Below are 16,157 nucleotides of genomic sequence, written 5' to 3'. Positions count from 1 at the left end.
CCTCTCGCTACGCATACTCTTCCGCGATCTCCCGCGCCCGGTCCCGGGCCGCCTCGATCGCATCGGTCACCGCCGAGCGCGCCCGGTGGTTCTCCAGCTGCCGCACCGCGCTGATCGTCGTCCCCGCCGGGGACTCGACGGCCTCGCGCAGGGCCACGGGCGAGTCGCCGCTCTCGCGGAGCATCCGCGCCGCGCCGAGCGCCGTCTGCGTCACCAGCTCCTTGCTCACGTCGCGCGGCAGTCCCATGAGGACGCCGGCCTCGGTCATCGCCTCGGCCAGGTAGTAGAAGTACGCCGGGCCCGAGCCCGAGATCGCGGTGACCGCGTCCTGGTGCTTCTCGTCCACCACGAGCGTGCGCCCGAGCGGCTTGAACAGCTCCTCGACCGCCGCCAGGCACCGCGCGTCGGCGTGCGTGCCGGGGGAGAGGACCGTCATCGCCTCGTCCACGAGCGCGGGCGTGTTCGGCATCGCCCGCACCACCGGCGTCGCGTCCGGAAGTCGCTTCTCGAAGAACGCCACCGGCAGCCCCGCGCAGATGCTCACCACCGGCGCGTCCGCCCGGAACGCGCCCGACAGCTCGTCGAGCAGCGCCGCCGCGTCCTGCGGCTTCACCGCCACGACCACGACGTCGGCCCCGGCGACCGCCGCCGCGTTCGGCTCCACCCGGACCCCGTACTGCTCCCGGAGCGCCGCCGCGCGCTCCTCGCTGCGGGCCGTGGCGACCACGGCCTCCTCCGACCAGCCCGCGCGCAGCAGGCCCGACACGATGGCCTGCCCCATCTTCCCCGCTCCCAGCACCGCGACTCTGCGCATCACCACTCCTCTGCGATCGACTGCCCATCGATTGTGCCTCGCCGAACGCGGCCGCACACAATGCGAAAAGTAGATGTATTGCGCGTTTCATCCCCTACCGGACACCCGAGCTGCCACGATAATCGGACTCAGGCACTCAACGGGCGATTGGGGCGTTATGGACGTTCTGGACTTGGCGCGGCTGCAGTTCGGCGTCACGACCGTCTACCACTTCCTGTTCGTCCCCGTCACCATCGGACTCTCGCTCGTCGTGGCGATCCTCCAGACCCTGTGGCGCACCACCGGCAAGCCGGTGTACCTGCGCGCCACCAAGTTCTGGGGCAAGCTCTTCCTCATCAACATCGCCATGGGCGTGGTCACCGGCATCGTCCAGGAGTTCCAGTTCGGCATGAACTGGTCGGCGTACTCGCGCTTCGTCGGCGACGTCTTCGGCGCCCCGCTCGCGTTCGAGGCGCTCGTCGCGTTCTTCCTGGAGTCGACGTTCATCGGCGTCTGGATCTTCGGCTGGGACCGCCTCAAGCCCGGACTGCACCTCGCGTGCATCTGGCTGGTCGCCTTCGGCACCATGGCCTCCGCGTACTTCATCCTCGCCGCCAACGCCTTCATGCAGAACCCGGTCGGCTACCAGCTCAACGAGACCGCCGGACGCGCCGAGCTCACCGACTTCGGCGCCGTCCTCGGCAATCCGGTCGTCCTCGCCGCGTTCCCGCACACGATCTTCGCCGCCTGGCTCACCGCCGGCGTGGTCGTCGTCGCCGTCTCCGGCTACCACTTCATGCACGGCCGCGACCTCGACGTGCACCGCCCGGCGATGCGCCTGGGCGTCCTCACCACCCTCGTCGGCGGCCTCGGCCTGATCCTGTCGGGCGACTCCCTCGGCAAGGTCATGACCGCGACGCAGCCGATGAAGATGGCCGCCGCGGAGGCCCTGTACCAGACCACCTACAGCGCACCGTTCTCCGTGCTCACCATCGGCTCCCTCGACGGCCGCCACGGCACGCCGATCATCGAGATCCCCGGCCTCCTGTCGTTCCTCGCCACCGGCTCCTTCAGCGGCCGCGTCGAAGGCATCAACGACCTGAACGCCCAGTACAACGACATGTTCGGGCCCGGCGACTACGTCCCGTACATCCCGCTCACCTACTGGTCCTTCCGGTTCATGATCGGCTTCGGGCTCCTCGCGATGGCGATGGCCGTGATCGTCTGGTGGTCCACCCGCCGCGGCCGCCTGCCCGCGCACCGCCTGTTCTGGCCGGTCGTCATGTGGATGGCCGTGACCCCGTTCCTCGCCAACAGCTCCGGGTGGATCTTCACCGAGATGGGACGCCAGCCGTGGGTCGTGTTCGGCCTCTACCAGACCAGCGAGGCCGTCTCGCCGCGCGTCGGCGCCGCCACCGTCGCGATCTCTCTCGTCGGCTTCACCCTCGTCTACCTGATCCTCGCCGTCATCGCCCTGAAGCTCTTCTTCAAGTACGCGAAGGCGGGCCCGCCCGAGGAGGAGGCCGCCGTGGCCGCCTCGGCCCCGTCCGACGACCCCGACAAGCCGATGGCCTTCGCCTACTAGCCGAGGACGCCCAATGGAACTGACGACGATCTGGTTCATCGCCATAGCCGTGCTCTTCACCGGCTACTTCATCCTCGAAGGGTTCGACTTCGGGGTGGGGATGCTCCTGCCCGTGCTCGGGCGCGAGGAGCGCGAGCGCCGCGCCATGATCAACACGATCGGCCCGGTCTGGGACGGCAACGAAGTCTGGGTCATCACCGCGGGCGGCGCCATGTTCGCGGCCTTCCCGCACTGGTACGCCAGCCTCTTCTCCGGGTTCTACCTGCTGTTCTTCCTGATCCTCCTCGGGCTCATCGTCCGCGGCGTCGCCTTCGAGTACCGCGGCAAGGGCGACACCGCGAAGTGGCGCCGCGGCTGGGACCTGTGCATCACCGCCGGCTCGGCCGCCGCCGCGTTCCTGTGGGGCGCGGTGGTCGCCAACATCGTGCGCGGCGTGCCCCTGGACGCGAACTTCGACTACACCGGCTCGATCTGGGGCCTGCTCAACGGCTACGCGCTCCTCGGCGGCCTCACGATGCTGCTCCTGTTCGCCACGCACGGCGCGTACTTCCTGCACCTGCGCACCACCGGCGACCTCAGCGCCCGCGCCCGCGCCGTCGGCCTCAGACTCGGGGCCGCGACCGCCGCGCCCGCGCTCGCGTTCCTCGTCTGGACCCAGGCGGCCCACGGGAACGGCGCCTCGCTGGTGCTCGTCGTGCTCGCGGTGCTGGCCCTCCTCGCGGGGCTCGCGCTCGACTTCAAGGGCCGCGGCGGCTGGGCCTTCGCGGCCACCGCGCTCACCGTCGGACTCGCCTCCGCCGCGCTGTTCTGCGCGCTGTGGCCCGACGTCCTGCCGTCCACCGCCGACCCCGCCAACGGCCTGACCGCCGAGAACGCGGCCGCCACCGAGAAGACCCTCGGGATCATGACCTGGGCCGCGGTGGTCTTCCTGCCCGTCGTCCTGCTCTACCAGGGCTGGACGTACTGGGTCTTCCGCAAGCGGGTCTCGGTCGCACATATCCCCGACGAGAGGATCCCCGTCGCATGACGCAGCTCGCTCCCCGCGCCGAGGCCGGCGCGTTCGACCGCCGCCTCCTCCACCGCGCCCGCGGCGCGTCCGTCTACATCGGCGTGTGCGCCGCGCTCGGCCTGGCCCAGACCGCGTGCGTGGTCGCCGGGGCCTGGCTCATCGCGAGCCTCGTCGCCGGGGCCTTCGCGGGCGGCGAGGACCTCGCCGCGCTCGCGCCGCGCCTCATCGCGCTCGCCGCCGTCCTCGCCGGGCGCGCGCTCCTGGCCTCGGTGCAGGAGGCCGCCGCGAACCGCGCCGCCGCCGGCGTCAAGTCCGGCCTGCGCCGCCAGGCCCTCGAACGCCTCATGCGCCTGCCCTCGGGGACCCGCCACTCCGGCGAGACCGCGAACCTCCTCGTCCGCGGCGTCGACGCCCTGGACGCCTACTTCGCGCGGTACCTGCCGCAGCTGGTGCTCGCCGCGCTGGTGCCCGTCGGCGTCCTCGTCGTCATGCTCGTCGCCTACCCGCCCGCGGCGCTCGTCGTCGCGCTCACGCTGCCGCTGATCCCGCTGTTCGGCGTCCTCATCGGCCGCTACACGAAGGCCCGCGCCGCGCGCCAGTGGGCGACCACCTCCGCGCTCGCGCACCACTTCGCCGACCTCGTCGCCGGGCTCCCGACGCTCAAGGCGTTCGGCCGCGCCGCCAAGCAGACCGGGGCCATCGAGGTCACCACCGGCGAGTACCGGCGCCGCTCGATGTCGCTGCTGCGGGTCGCGTTCTGCTCCGCGCTCGTCCTCGAACTCGCCGCGTCCCTGTCGGTCGCGGTCGTCGCCGTCACCGTCGGCGTGCAGCTCGTCGAAGGCGGCCTCGCCGGGGCGGCCGGGCTCCAGACCGCGCTCCTGGTGCTCATCCTCGCCCCCGAGGCCTACCTGCCGCTGCGCAACGCCGGCGCCCAGTACCACGCGAGCGCCGAAGGCCTCGCCGCCGCCGAACAGGTCTTCGCGATCCTCGCCGAGCCGCCCGAGCGCGGCGCCGAGCCCGCCGAGGCGGCCGCGCCCACCGACGCCCCCGCGCTCGCCGCCGCCCCGCACATCGCGCCGCCGCTGCGCCGCGCGCCCACGATCATGTTCCGCCGCACCGTCTTCGCCTACCCCGGCCGCGACCCGCTGCCGGAGCTGAGCCTGACGGTGCCCGCCGCGCAGACCACCGTCCTCACCGCCCGCTCCGGCGCGGGCAAGTCGACGCTGCTGGCCGCGCTCCTCGGCTTCCGCCGCCCCGCGGCCGGCTCGATCGCGTTCGACGGCACCGACCTCGCGCAGCTCGACCTGGAGGCCATCCGCCGCTCCGTCTCGTGGCTGCCGCAGAAGCCCGTCCTCATCGACGGGACCGTCGCCGACAACGTGCGCCTGTCCGTCCCGCACGACGCGTCCGACCCGGCCGTCGCCAAGGCGATCGCCGCCGCCCACGCGCCCGACGGCCGCCGCCGCGTCGCCGCGGGCGGGGCCGGGCTCTCCGCCGGAGAGGCCGCCCGCGTCGGGCTCGCCCGCCTCCTGCTGCGCGCCGACCTCCTCGACACGCCCGTCCTGCTCCTGGACGAGCCCACCGCGCACCTCGACGCGGACACCGAACGCGCGGTCCTGGAGTCGTTCGCGCCCTACCGCGAGCACCGGACCGTCCTGATCGCCTCCCACCGCGAAGCGGTGCGCGCGATCGCCGACCGAGAGGTGGACTGGTAGTGGTCAGCAAGTGGCGCAACGCCGTCGCACTGCGGCTCGGCCTCGGCGCCGGCCTCGGCGCCCTCGCCCAGCTCAGCGCGCTCGGCCTGCTCGCGGTCTCCGCGTACCTCGTCTCCCGCGCCTGGGAGCAGCCGCCGATCCTGTACCTCATGGTCGCGATCACCTCGGTGCGCGCGCTCGGGATCGGCCGCGGCGTGTTCAGGTACGCCGAGCGCCTCGTCTCCCACGACGCCGCGTTCCGCGGCCTCGAACGCCTCCGCGTCGCCGTGTGGCGCAAACTGGTGCGCCTCGCGCCCGCCGGGGTCCCGGTGTGGCGCTCCGGCGACCTCCAGGCCCGCCTCGTCGACGACGTCGACGGCACCGGCGACCGGTGGCTCCGCGGGGCCCTCCCGCTCGCCGCCGCCGTCGCCACCGCGGTCTGCGCCGTGGTCCTCCAGACCGCGATCCTGCCCGCCGCCGGGGCGGTCCTCGCCCTGACGCTCCTCGCCGCGGCCCTCGCCGGCCCCGCGCTCGCGTCCTGGTCCGCGCGGTTCGCCGTGCGCGCCACCGCGATCGAGCGCGGCGAGCTCACCGAGAACGTGCGCGCCTGCCTCCACGGCCGCGACGAGCTCGTCGCCGCCGGCACCGACGCCGTCGCGCTCGAACGCGCCCTCGACGGCGACGAGCGGCTGCGCCGCGCCCACGCCCGCATCGCCTGGACCGCCGGGCTCGGCCAGGGCGCCGGCCTGCTCGCCATGGCCGCCGCCGTCGCCGGGGCCCTGTGGACCGGCATCCCCGCCGTCGCGGCCGGGACCCTCGACGGGGTCCTCCTCGCCTGCCTCGCGCTCGTCCCGCTCGCCGCGTTCGAGCCCGTCCTCGCCCTCCCCGCCGCGGCCCAGGCGACCGCCGCCGCGAAGGAGAGCGGCCGCCGCCTCGTCGAGATCACGCAGGCCCCCGACCCGCGGCCGGACCCCGAGGAGCCCATGGACTTCGAGCCCAACCCGCTCGGCGGCCCGCCCTTCATCGAGATCAAGCGCCTCTCGGTCACCTGGCCCGGCGCCGACCGGCCCGCCATCGAGGGCTTCGACCTGAAGATCCAGCCCGGCGAGCGCGTCGCGGTCGTGGGCCCCTCCGGCTCCGGCAAGTCCACGCTCGCCGCGGTCCTCATGGGATTCCTGCCGTACGAGGGGTCGCTGCGGTTCGGCGGCGTCGAACTCGCCGAGTACGACGGCGACGACGTGCGCCGCACCGTCGGCCTGTGCTCCCAGGACGCCCACGTGTTCGACACCACACTCGCCGAGAACCTCCGCCTCGCGCGGACCGGCGCCACCGACGACGAGATCGTGCGCGCCCTCCGCTGGGCCGGCCTCCGCGACTGGTTCGACGGCCTTGAGCTGGGCCTCGACACGCGCCTCGGCGAGCACGGCCGCGCCGTCTCCGGCGGCGAGCGGGGCCGCATCGCCCTCGCCCGCTGCCTCCTCGCCGACCGCGAGGTCCTCGTCCTCGACGAACCCGACGCGCACCTCGACGCCGCCACCGCCGAACGCGTACTCAGGACGGCCGCCGCCGCTCTTGAAGGCAAGACCGCGATCGTCATCACCCACCGGCCGCTTCCGGACGGCGTCGTCGACCGGACCGTCCACCTCCGGCCGCCGGTGCCGACACCGCGTGACGCGCCGCTCAGTTCGCTCTCGGACCTTGCCCCCCGTGGGTAGACTCCCGGAACGGTGCTACCAGATTCAAGCGGTGGAAACGAACACACCGGCCCCGTCCGGGGCCTTCCGACTCGCCTAAGGCATTGATGCAGCAGTGAACACATCTGCTCCCACTTCCGGACCGAAGCCTCCCAGCTCAGGGCAGCGCTGGCCGGAAGGCTGGACCAAGCTCCACGTCTACCTGACCGATCTCACCGAGGTCAAGGCGGTGGCGGAGTCCTACCGGCCGGTCATCGACCTCGCCGCCGACAAGGCCGTCCCCCACGAGTGGCTCCACGCCACGGTCGCCTCCGTCGAGTGCGACGCCGCCGCCATCGGCGACGACGTGCGCGCCGCGCTCATCGACCGCCTGCGCCGCAAGGCCGCGGAGGTCCCCGCGTTCCGGCTCACCGTCGGGCCCGCCCTCGCCGCCACCGGCGGCGTCCTCCTCGACACGTTCCCCGGCAACGGCTTCGACGCGCTCGTCGCGAAGTGCGTCGAGGCGATCGACGAGGTCGTCGACGGCGGCGTCGGCCGCCCCTGCGGCGGCCCCGGGCACGTGTCCCTGTCCTACCGCGCCGACTCGGTCGGCGTCGACCCCCGCCGCGGCGCGATCCAGAACAAGCTCCGCGACGTCCGCCCGGGTCGGACGGAAATCACAGTCACCGGGGTAGACCTGGTCCGAGTCATCCAAAGTGAGGACGCCTCGTCCTACACGTGGGAGCACGTCGCGCGGATTCCCTTGGGCGCGTAGACATCTCATTTCCAGAACGGGCGTCGCCACCTGGCGGCGCCCGTTCCGGTTGACGCCCGGGACGCGAATCTGCAACCATTTTGTCACTGCCCTGTGGCCTACTGTTGAGACACGTGTCAGAGACCGGCCACGTGACGTTCAGGCGTGGTCGACGGCGACCCGCCCCCACGCGCCGGCAGCAGTCCCGGAAGACCCCGGACCGGCGAAAGCCGCAAGCGTCAGGAGGTGTCGATTGTTCGCAGCCGATGACCGTCGTATCGCAACCCGAGCGACAGCGTCCGTCCGACCGGCCGAAGACCTGGTGGAGCCCAGGCTCTTCGACCCTCCCGCCAAGGCCCGCACCGAGGTCACCGAACCGTACGGCTTCTTCACCGACCTCGACTCCGGCCACGTGCTCCACGCCGGCGAGATCCGCCCCGCCTACGCCCTCGCCGCCCCCACGCCGCTGGAGGTGTGGCGCCGCAACCTCGAGATCGTCACCGCGATCCTCACCGCCGCCGGCGTCGACTTCTTCGCCGTCCCCGGCTTCAGCCTCACCCGGCCCGTCCTCGGCGCCGCCGCGGCCGACCGCCAGCGCGTCTGCACCGCCCTCGCGATGCTCTGCGAGTCCACCGGCGGGCGCCTCTCCGTGCCCGAGCCCGCGTTCCGCGAATCCGAGCTCGGCCTCAACCGGCCCGAGTGGGCCCGCCGCGCCGACATGGGCGACGTGCCGCTCGTCCGCGCCTCCTGGCTGTGGACCGACACCTCGCGCGAACTGCTCTTCGGCCCCGACTACGGCTGCGACGTCGAGTTCTGGACCGACACCGGCGACGGGCACCTCCTCGCCCCCCGGCACAACCGCATCAGCCCCTTCGTCCGCCAGGGCGGCGCCCGGGTGTCGGCTCCCGGGCGCCTCTTCACGGCGCTGGCGAGCGGCGGCCACGCCGGGCTGCCGGACCTGCCGACCCGCACCGAGTTCGCGCGCCCCGGCCCCGACCACGTCGCGTTCCCGATCGACGTCGTCTACACCTGGGTCGACGGCTCGGACCACGCCTGGCTGCGCCGCCGCGCCGAGGCCGACCAGTCGCCGTACCACGCCGAGTCCGACAACGACGCCCGCTACGTCGACCGCGAGGAGCTGCGGTACTCCCTGCGCTCCCTGCACCTGAACGCGCCGTGGGTGCGCCACGTGTACCTCGTGACCGACCGGCAGCGCCCGCACTGGCTGGAGGACGGCCCGGGCCTCACCGTCGTCGACCACCGCGACCTGTACGACGACCCGGACTCGCTGCCCACCTTCAACTCCCACTCGATCGAGACGCAGCTCCACCGCATCGAGGGGCTCAGCGAGCACTTCCTGTACTTCAACGACGACATGTTCGTCGGCCGCCCGGTCGGCCCGCAGCTGTTCTTCGAGCCCAACGGCCTCGCCCGGTTCTTCCCGGCGCAGACGTTCATCGACATGGACCCGGTCAGCCGCGCCGACTCGCCGCCCAACGCGGCCTTCAAGAACGACCGCGCGCTCATCGACCGCGCGTTCGGGCGGACCGTCTCGCGGATGATGAAGCACGTGCCGTACCCGCTCCAGCGCTCCGTCCTCGCCGAGATGGAGAAGGAGTTCGACGAGGAGATGGACCGGACCGCGCGCAGCGCCTTCCGCAACGTCACCGACGTCTCCGCGGTGACCCTCCAGCACTACTACGCGTACCTCTCGGGCCGCGCGGTCTCCGGGCACGCCCAGGACGCCTACGTGGAGCTGGGGATGCCCGACGTCGCCGAGCGCCTGGAGCTGCTGCTGGAGCGGCGCGACCGGGAGACGTTCTGCATCAACGACGCCGGCCTCCCGCCGGACCTGGTCGAGGAGCGCTCGGCGATGATGCTGCGCTTCCTGGAGGCGTACTTCCCGGTGGCCTCGCCCTGGGAGCAGGCGCTGGCGCTCTGAGACGCGGAAAGACCCGCATGGCCTCCAGGAGGCCGTGCGGGTCTTCTCGTTCGCCTACTTCAGGCCGCGCCGCTCCAGGAGCGGGTCGATCTCGGCGTCGCGGCCGCGGAAGCGCCGGAAGGACTCCATCGGGTCGATGGAGCCGCCCCTGCTCAGCAGCGTGGCGCGGAAGTGGTCGCCGTTGGCGCGGGTGAGGCCGCCGTTCTCCTTGAACCACTCCACGGTGTCGGCGTCGAGGATCTCCGACCAGATGTACGAGTAGTACCCGGCGGCGTAGCCGATGGAGATGTGCGCGAAGTAGCCCGAGCGGTAGCGCGGGGCGATCTCGGGCAGGTAGATCCCGGCGTCCTCCAGGGCCTTGCGCTCGAAGGCCTCGACGACCGCGTGCGGGTCGTCGCCGCCGTCGGGGACGTCCTCGGGGGCGAGGCGGTGCCAGGCCTGGTCGAGGATGGCGGCCGCGAGGTACTCGGTGGACGCGAAGCCCTCGCCGAACTTGCCGGCGGCCTTCCACTGCGCGATGAGCTCGGCCGGGGCGGCCTCGCCGGTCTCGTGGTGGCGGGCGTAGTTCGCGACGACCTCGGGCCAGTCCTCCCACATCTCGTTGACCTGCGACGGGTACTCGACGAAGTCGCGCGGGGTCGAGGTCATGGAGGTCTTCGGGTACCGGCAGGCCGACAGCAGCCCGTGGAGGGCGTGGCCGAACTCGTGGAACAGCGTGGTCACGTTGTCCACGGAGATGAGCGCCGGCTGGCCCTCGGAGGGCTTGACGATGTTCAGGTTGTTCACCACGACCGGCTTGTCGCCGGTGAGGTCGGACTGGACGACGAGCGCGTTCATCCACGCGCCGCCCTTCTTGGAGTCGCGGGTGAAGAAGTCGCCCACGAACAGGCCCAGGGGCTCGCCGCCGTCCAGGACCTCCCACACGCGGGCCTCGGGGTGGTACCCCTGGAGGTCCTCGCGCAGCGCGAAGGTGAGGCCGAACTCCAGCTCGGCGGCGTGGAAGACGCCGTCGACGAGGACGCGGTCGAGTTCGAGGTAGGGCTTGAGCGCCTCGGCGTCGAAGCCGTACTTGGCCTGGCGGACCTGCTTGGAGTAGAACGACCAGTCCCAGGCGGCGAGCGCGAAGTCGCCGCCCTCGGCGTCGATGACCTCCTGGAGCTCGCCGGCCTCGCGGCGGGCGTTGCGCACCGAGGCCTCGGCGAGCCCGGCGAGGCGCTCGGCGATGATGCCGGCGTTCCCGGCGGTGCCGTCGGCGGCGATGTACGCGGCGAAGTGCTCGTAGCCGAGCAGGCGGGCCTTCTCGGCGCGCAGGGCGATCATCCGCAGGAGGGTGGCGGCGTTGCCCTTGCCGCGGCCGATGGTGGCCTTGTAGAGGCGCTCGCGCAGGGCGCGGTCCTTGAGGTCCTCCAGGAGCGGGTGGCGGGAGAAGTTCGACTGGGTGATGAGGTAGCCGTCGAGGCCGCGGTCCTTCGCGGCCGCGGCGGCGGCGCCGATCTGGTCGTCGCCGAGGCCGTCGAGCTCGGCCGCGTCCGCGACGTGGACGGCGGCGTCGTTGATGTCGGCGAGGATCTGCTGGTTGAACTTGGAGGCCAGCTCGGCGAGCTCGGCGTTGACCTCGGAGAGGCGCGCCTTGCCCGCGTCGTCGAGGGCGGCGCCGCCGCGCACGAACTCGGTGTGGAAGCGTTCGAGGAGCCGCTCGTCCTGCTCGTCCAGGCCCAGCTCGTCCTTCCTCCTCCAGAGGGCGTCGATGCGCGCGAACAGCTCGGGGTTCAGCAGGATCGCGTCGGCGTGGGCCGCCAGCCGCGGGCTGATCTCCGACTCGATCGCGTTGAGCTCGTCGTCGGTGTCCGAGGAGTTCTTGTTGAAGAACGCGATGTTGACCCGTTTGAAGATCCCCTGGCCGGAGAGGTCGAGGGCGACGACCGTGTTCGCGAACGTCGGCTCCTCGTCGCTGCCGGCGATGGCCGCGACCTGCTCGAGCTGCTCGGCCATGCCGGCCTCGAACGCCGGCAGGTAGTGCTCGTTGCGGATCGCCGCGAACGGCGGCAGCTGATAGGGGAGGTCGGAGGGGGACAGGAACGGGTTGTCGGTCACGGGTGCTCCTCGCGGCGGTCGGCGGATACGGCGGTGGCCGAATCCTATTGCGCCCACCTGCCGGGCGGCAAGTGCATTGGATCGACGGGCGACAACCTCACCGGACGGCACCGGGCGGCACTAATATCGGTCCCATGTCTGAATCCAGTCCGCTGTTCGTGGCCAGCGACGTCCACGGCCACTACGACGCGCTCGCCGAGGCGCTGCGGGGCCGCGGACTCGTCGACGGCGACGCCAGGTGGACCGGCGGCGACGCCCGCCTGTGGATCCTGGGGGACCTGTTCGACCGGGGCGAGGAGGGCGTGGCCGTGGTCCGGCTGCTGCGCCGGCTCGCCGGGCAGGCCGCCGCCGAGGGCGGCCACGTCGACACCCTCATCGGGAACCACGAGGTGCTGGTGCTGGGGTCCCGGCGCTTCGGCGACGTCGCGTTCACCGACGTCGACGGCATGGACCGGCAGTTCCTGCACTGGTGGGTCCTCAACGGCGGCTTCGAGGACGAGCTGGGCGACCTCACCGAGGACGAGGTGCGGTGGCTCGAGAGCCGCCGGGTCCTCCACGTCGTCGACCGCTCGCTCCTGGTGCACTCCGACAGCGAGTCCTATCTCGCGTACGGGCGCAGCGAGGAGGCGGTGAACGCCGCGGTCCGCAGGATCACGGCCTCCGACGAGCCCGAGGAGTGGTGGCAGCTGTTCCGGGAGCTGACCCGCCGCCACGAGTTCCTCGGCCCGGAGGGGCCGCAGCGCGTGCGCGGGATGCTCCGGACCTTCGGGGGCGAGGAGCTCGTCCACGGCCATTCGACGATCCCGGACACGACCGAGCTCGAGCCGTCCCAGGTCACCCAGGCCCGCCGCTACTGCGACGGGCTCGTCCTCAACGTCGACGGCGGCGTGTACCAGGGCGGCAAGTGCCTGGTGGTCCGCCTCAACTGACCTCGGCAGCGGGTCCTCCCGGCGCCGCCGCGGGGCGGCCCCGGTCAGTCGTCGCCCGGCGAGGTGAAGAAGTACACGGGCGGCGGCGTGGCCGCGCGGCCCGCGCGCGACTCCAGCCACAGGCTCACGGCCCCCGCCGCGGCGACGCCGAGCGTCGCCCATCCGGCGAGGGGCGAGAAGGCGATCGCGTAGCCCAGCACGGCGGCCAGAGCGGTCGCGACGGCGGCGGTCAGGAAGGCCCTGCGGAAGGCGCGCCGATGTTCGCGGCGCGCGACGACTCGTTGGTGTCTCATATCCGACACAACGATCCAGACCCTTGAATCGACACGTTGCATGTGCAGGTTTCACGAGTTCGGGCGACCGAAACCAGGCATATGCCCTGATAGGCGACAGTGGACCGGATCGTCCGGGCGAGACTGTAAGCACGCTCCGCCGGAGCGTCACATTGGCAGTTCGCGGCCGTTGTGCCCGAGCCCGAAAACCGGTACACACATAGAGTCGGGGCGCCGCGTGCGGCAGTCCGGTGCCGCACCGGCGGAACCGAACCTCGTGCGGGTCAAGACAACCGAGCACTGCTGACGACGGCCGCACCGCGCCCCGGCCGCGGCCTCCTGGTGGAAGGCCGCGCCGAACCGCACGCACAACCGAATACCGCACGCAACTGCGAGACACGACACGAAGTCCCGAAGCCACGTGTAACTCCTATATAGACGGTGGGGTCTGACATGGAGTCCGAAACGCAACCGATGGGGCGGCGGGTCGCCTACTGGCGACAGCGCCGCGGCATGTCCCAGCAGGTCTTCGCCGACCGCATCGGCAAGTCCAAGAGCTGGGTCGACAAGATCGAGCGCGGCGTCCGCCGCCTCGACAAGTACTCGGTCATCACCGAACTCGCCGAAGCGCTGAGCGTCGACTCCGCCCAGCTCCTCGGCCGCGAACCCCGACGCCGCCCGGGCCTCGGCGGCTGCCTCGACCAGGTGGAGGTCGAGTCCATCCGCCAGTCCCTCGAGCGCTACGAGCGCCTCGGCCGCTTCCTCGAAGCCGCCCCGATCGACCCGACGCCCATCCCCGAACTCAGAGGGGCCGTGAACTACTGCTGGCTCGCGTTCGAGAAGGGCCACTACCCGGTCGTCGCCAGGTCGCTCATCCAGCTCCTGCGCGACACGCCCGTCGCCGAGGACCGGCCCGTCGGCGGCACCAGCGCCGACGCCGCCGAACTCATGACGCAGGTCTACCAGATCGCCTCAACGATCCTCCGCAAGCTCGGCGAGGCGCAGCTCGCCTGGCTCGCCGCCGACCGCGCCATCTCCGCCGCCAACCGCGGCAACGACCCGCTCCTGGCCGGCATCGCCACCACGCGGGTCGCCAACGCGCTCCGGTCCCTCGGCCGCTACCAGGCCGCGCTCGACCTCAACGTCCAGGTCGCGCACGGCCTCATCTCCGAGCACGGCGGCGAGTCCTCCAGCCCGGCGGCCATCAGCGTCTACGGGGCGCTCCTCCTCCAGGGCGCCATGGCCGCCGCCCTCGCCGGGGACGCGACCACCAGCGACGACCTCCTCGACAGCGCCTCCCGTGCCGCCACCATCCTCGGCCGGGACGCGAACTACTACTACACCTCGTTCGGGCCCACGAACGTGCTGCTGCACCGCGCCGCGGCCTTCGTCGAGCTCGGCGAGGGCGGCGACGCCCTCGCCGTCCACGAGTCCATCCCGCCCGCCGCGCTCGCCGACCTCGTCGCCGAGCGGCGCGCGCACCACTACCTCGACATGTCCCGGGCCTGCGTGCAGGTCGGCGACATCGAACGGGCCGGCCGCCACCTGGTGACCGCCGACCGCAACGCCCCGGCGGAGATCCGCTGCCGCCCCCTCGCCGTCGACCTCATCGACCAGATCCTGCACCGCTCCAAGGGCGAACCCGCCCAGGACGTGCGCCGGCTCGCCGAGGAGGTCGGGGCCCTGAACTGAGGGGCCGCCGGCCCCTCCCGTCGCGCACGGTGCGCGAGGTGCGCCCGGAGCCGCCGCTGCTCAGGCTCCGGGCACACCCCTCCCCGCGGCGGCCGAACCGTCAATAGACTCACGGACATGCGCACGCTCAGCGAGATCACCGCGGCACTCGACGACCTGTACCCGCGCCGCTGGGCCGAGGACTGGGACCGGGTCGGCCTCGTCCTGGGCCGCGGCGGGAACTCGGTCCGCCGGGTGCTCTGCGTCGTCGACGTCGTCCCCGAGACCGTCATCGAGGCGATCGAGGCCGACTGCGACCTCATCGTCGCCCACCACCCGCTCCTGCTCCGCGGCGTCTCCAGCCTCGACCCCGCCGCGTCCTACAAGGGCGACCTCGTCCACACCCTCATCGAGTCCGGCATGGGCCTCTACGTGGCCCACACCAACGCCGACGTCGCCAACCCCGGCGTCTCCGACGCCCTCGCCGACCGGCTCGGCCTCGTCGACCTCAGGCCCCTGCGCCCCCTCGACGGACCCGAGCACCACGGCACCGGCCGCGGCTCCGGCCGCATCGGCCGCCTCCCGCGCACCCTCACCCTCGCCGAACTCGTCGACCGCGCCGCCGCGGCCCTCCCGCCCACCGTGTGGGGCGTGCGCGCCGCCGGCGACCCCGACCGCCCCGTCAGCACCGTCGCCGTCTGCGGCGGCGCCGGCGACACGTTCCTCGCCGACGCCGCGGCCGCCGGCGCGAACGCCTACCTGACCGCCGACCTCCGCCACCACCCGGTGAGCGAACACCTCGCCGGAAGCGGCCCGGCCCTCATCGACGCCGCCCACTGGGCGACCGAGCGGCCCTGGCTCGATACTGTTGCCGAGCATCTGTCCCGTCTGGTCGACGACGTCCGCGTCTCCGACCTCGACACCGATCCGTGGACCATCCACCAGAAACCCGGGGTGAATTAGTTGAAAGCCGACCTCTTCGATCAGCGCCGACTGCTCGAACTCCAGGCGGTCGACACCACCCTCTCCCAGCTGGCGCAGCGCCGCAGGAAGCTCGACGCCGACCCGGCGTACGCGACCGCGACGCAGCGCCTGCGGGCACTGGGGGACAAGGCCGCCAACCTCACCGGCGACATCGCCGACCTCGACCGCGACATCGACCGCGTCGAACGCGAGGTCGACCTCGTCAAGAAGCGCGCCGCCAACGACCGCGAGCGCATGGCCGCCGGCGCCAGCGCCAAGGAGCTCGGCGGCCTCCAGAGCGAACTCGAGTCCCTCGCCCGCCGCCAGGGCAGCCTCGAGGACGACGAGCTCGAACTCATGGAGCGCCGCGAAGCCCTCGACGCCGAACTCGCCGAGGCCCGCCGCCAGCTCGCCGAGGCCGAGACCGTCCTCGCCGACGCCCAGGCCGACCGGGGCCGCCTCCTCGGCGAGATCGAGACCGAGACCGCCGACGCGACCTCCACCCGCGCCGCCCTCGCCGTCAACATCCCCGACCGCCTCGTCGAGCTCTACGAGCGCATCCACGCCAAGCAGCCCATCGCCGCCGCCGAACTCGTCGGCCGCCGCTGCGGGTCCTGCCGCATCGAGAAGTCCCCGGCCGACATGATCCCCATCAAGTCCGCCCCGATCGACGAGGTCATCCGCTGCGAGGAGTGCGGCTGCGTCCTCATCCGCACCGAGCTCCCCGGCACCCGGCCCACCCTCGCCTCCGAGGACGAGCTCAAGAAGTACGAGTAGA

13 protein-coding genes are annotated in these 16,157 nt (G+C 72.5%); 10 read left to right on the top strand and 3 right to left on the bottom strand.

Features of this window, described 5'->3' with window-relative positions; all coding sequences use genetic code 11:
* Positions 1 to 7 precede the first annotated feature (7 nt).
* Positions 8 to 814, bottom strand: coding sequence for a pyrroline-5-carboxylate reductase (gene proC / locus ABD419_RS03850; protein ID WP_344481961.1), 807 nt, complete (start codon positions 812 to 814; stop codon positions 8 to 10).
* Between the two features lie 157 nt (positions 815 to 971).
* Between proC and ABD419_RS03845 the strand changes: the two genes are divergently transcribed.
* The 6 genes from ABD419_RS03845 (at position 972) to ABD419_RS03820 (ending at position 9,450) form a co-directional block, all read left to right on the top strand.
* Positions 972 to 2,378: a cytochrome ubiquinol oxidase subunit I gene (locus tag ABD419_RS03845; RefSeq protein ID WP_344481959.1), complete on the top strand. Its 1,407-nt coding sequence runs from the start codon at positions 972 to 974 to the stop codon at positions 2,376 to 2,378.
* A gap of 13 nt (positions 2,379 to 2,391) precedes the next feature.
* On the top strand, positions 2,392 to 3,405 hold the full coding sequence (gene cydB, locus ABD419_RS03840; protein WP_344481956.1) for a cytochrome d ubiquinol oxidase subunit II: 1,014 nt from the start codon (positions 2,392 to 2,394) through the stop codon (positions 3,403 to 3,405).
* The gene (gene cydD / locus ABD419_RS03835; protein ID WP_344481953.1) at positions 3,402 to 5,102 is read left to right on the top strand and encodes a thiol reductant ABC exporter subunit CydD; all 1,701 of its coding nucleotides are present in this window, start codon (positions 3,402 to 3,404) and stop codon (positions 5,100 to 5,102) included. Before cydB ends, cydD begins: the two co-directional genes overlap by 4 nt.
* Positions 5,102 to 6,796 (top strand): thiol reductant ABC exporter subunit CydC, encoded by a 1,695-nt coding sequence (gene cydC, locus ABD419_RS03830; RefSeq protein WP_344481950.1) that lies wholly within the window; start codon positions 5,102 to 5,104, stop codon positions 6,794 to 6,796. Before cydD ends, cydC begins: the two co-directional genes overlap by 1 nt.
* A gap of 94 nt (positions 6,797 to 6,890) precedes the next feature.
* Positions 6,891 to 7,529 (top strand): 2'-5' RNA ligase family protein, encoded by a 639-nt coding sequence (locus ABD419_RS03825; RefSeq protein WP_344481947.1) that lies wholly within the window; start codon positions 6,891 to 6,893, stop codon positions 7,527 to 7,529.
* A 301-nt stretch (positions 7,530 to 7,830) separates the two neighbouring features.
* Positions 7,831 to 9,450, top strand: coding sequence for a stealth family protein (locus ABD419_RS03820; protein WP_344481945.1), 1,620 nt, complete (start codon positions 7,831 to 7,833; stop codon positions 9,448 to 9,450).
* 54 nt (positions 9,451 to 9,504) lie between these two features.
* Here ABD419_RS03820 and ABD419_RS03815 read toward each other — a convergent pair whose 3' ends face one another.
* Positions 9,505 to 11,544, bottom strand: coding sequence for a M3 family metallopeptidase (locus ABD419_RS03815; RefSeq protein ID WP_344481943.1), 2,040 nt, complete (start codon positions 11,542 to 11,544; stop codon positions 9,505 to 9,507).
* Between the two features lie 134 nt (positions 11,545 to 11,678).
* Between ABD419_RS03815 and ABD419_RS03810 the strand changes: the two genes are divergently transcribed.
* On the top strand, positions 11,679 to 12,473 hold the full coding sequence (locus tag ABD419_RS03810; protein ID WP_344481941.1) for a metallophosphoesterase: 795 nt from the start codon (positions 11,679 to 11,681) through the stop codon (positions 12,471 to 12,473).
* 44 nt (positions 12,474 to 12,517) lie between these two features.
* Here ABD419_RS03810 and ABD419_RS03805 read toward each other — a convergent pair whose 3' ends face one another.
* Entirely contained in the window at positions 12,518 to 12,766 is a 249-nt protein-coding gene (locus tag ABD419_RS03805; protein ID WP_344481938.1) for a hypothetical protein, read from the bottom strand.
* Between the two features lie 432 nt (positions 12,767 to 13,198).
* Here ABD419_RS03805 and ABD419_RS03800 point away from each other — a divergent pair, with 432 nt between their 5' ends.
* The 3 genes from ABD419_RS03800 (at position 13,199) to ABD419_RS03790 (ending at position 16,156) form a co-directional block, all read left to right on the top strand.
* Complete coding sequence (locus tag ABD419_RS03800; protein ID WP_344481935.1) at positions 13,199 to 14,437, top strand: helix-turn-helix domain-containing protein; 1,239 nt, start codon at positions 13,199 to 13,201, stop codon at positions 14,435 to 14,437.
* Positions 14,438 to 14,554: 117 nt separating this feature from the next.
* Positions 14,555 to 15,379, top strand: a complete 825-nt coding sequence (locus ABD419_RS03795) for a Nif3-like dinuclear metal center hexameric protein (protein WP_344481932.1) — start codon at positions 14,555 to 14,557, stop codon at positions 15,377 to 15,379.
* Positions 15,380 to 16,156, top strand: a complete 777-nt coding sequence (locus ABD419_RS03790; RefSeq protein ID WP_344481929.1) for a zinc ribbon domain-containing protein — start codon at positions 15,380 to 15,382, stop codon at positions 16,154 to 16,156. It begins immediately after the preceding gene.
* Position 16,157 lies beyond the last annotated feature (1 nt).

It is taken from the genome of Glycomyces endophyticus, from assembly GCF_039531525.1.
Classification (GTDB): Bacteria; Actinomycetota; Actinomycetes; order Mycobacteriales; family Micromonosporaceae; genus Glycomyces; species Glycomyces endophyticus.
Note: the sequence above shows the minus strand (reverse complement) of the source record. Positions and strands in the feature narration are given on the sequence as shown.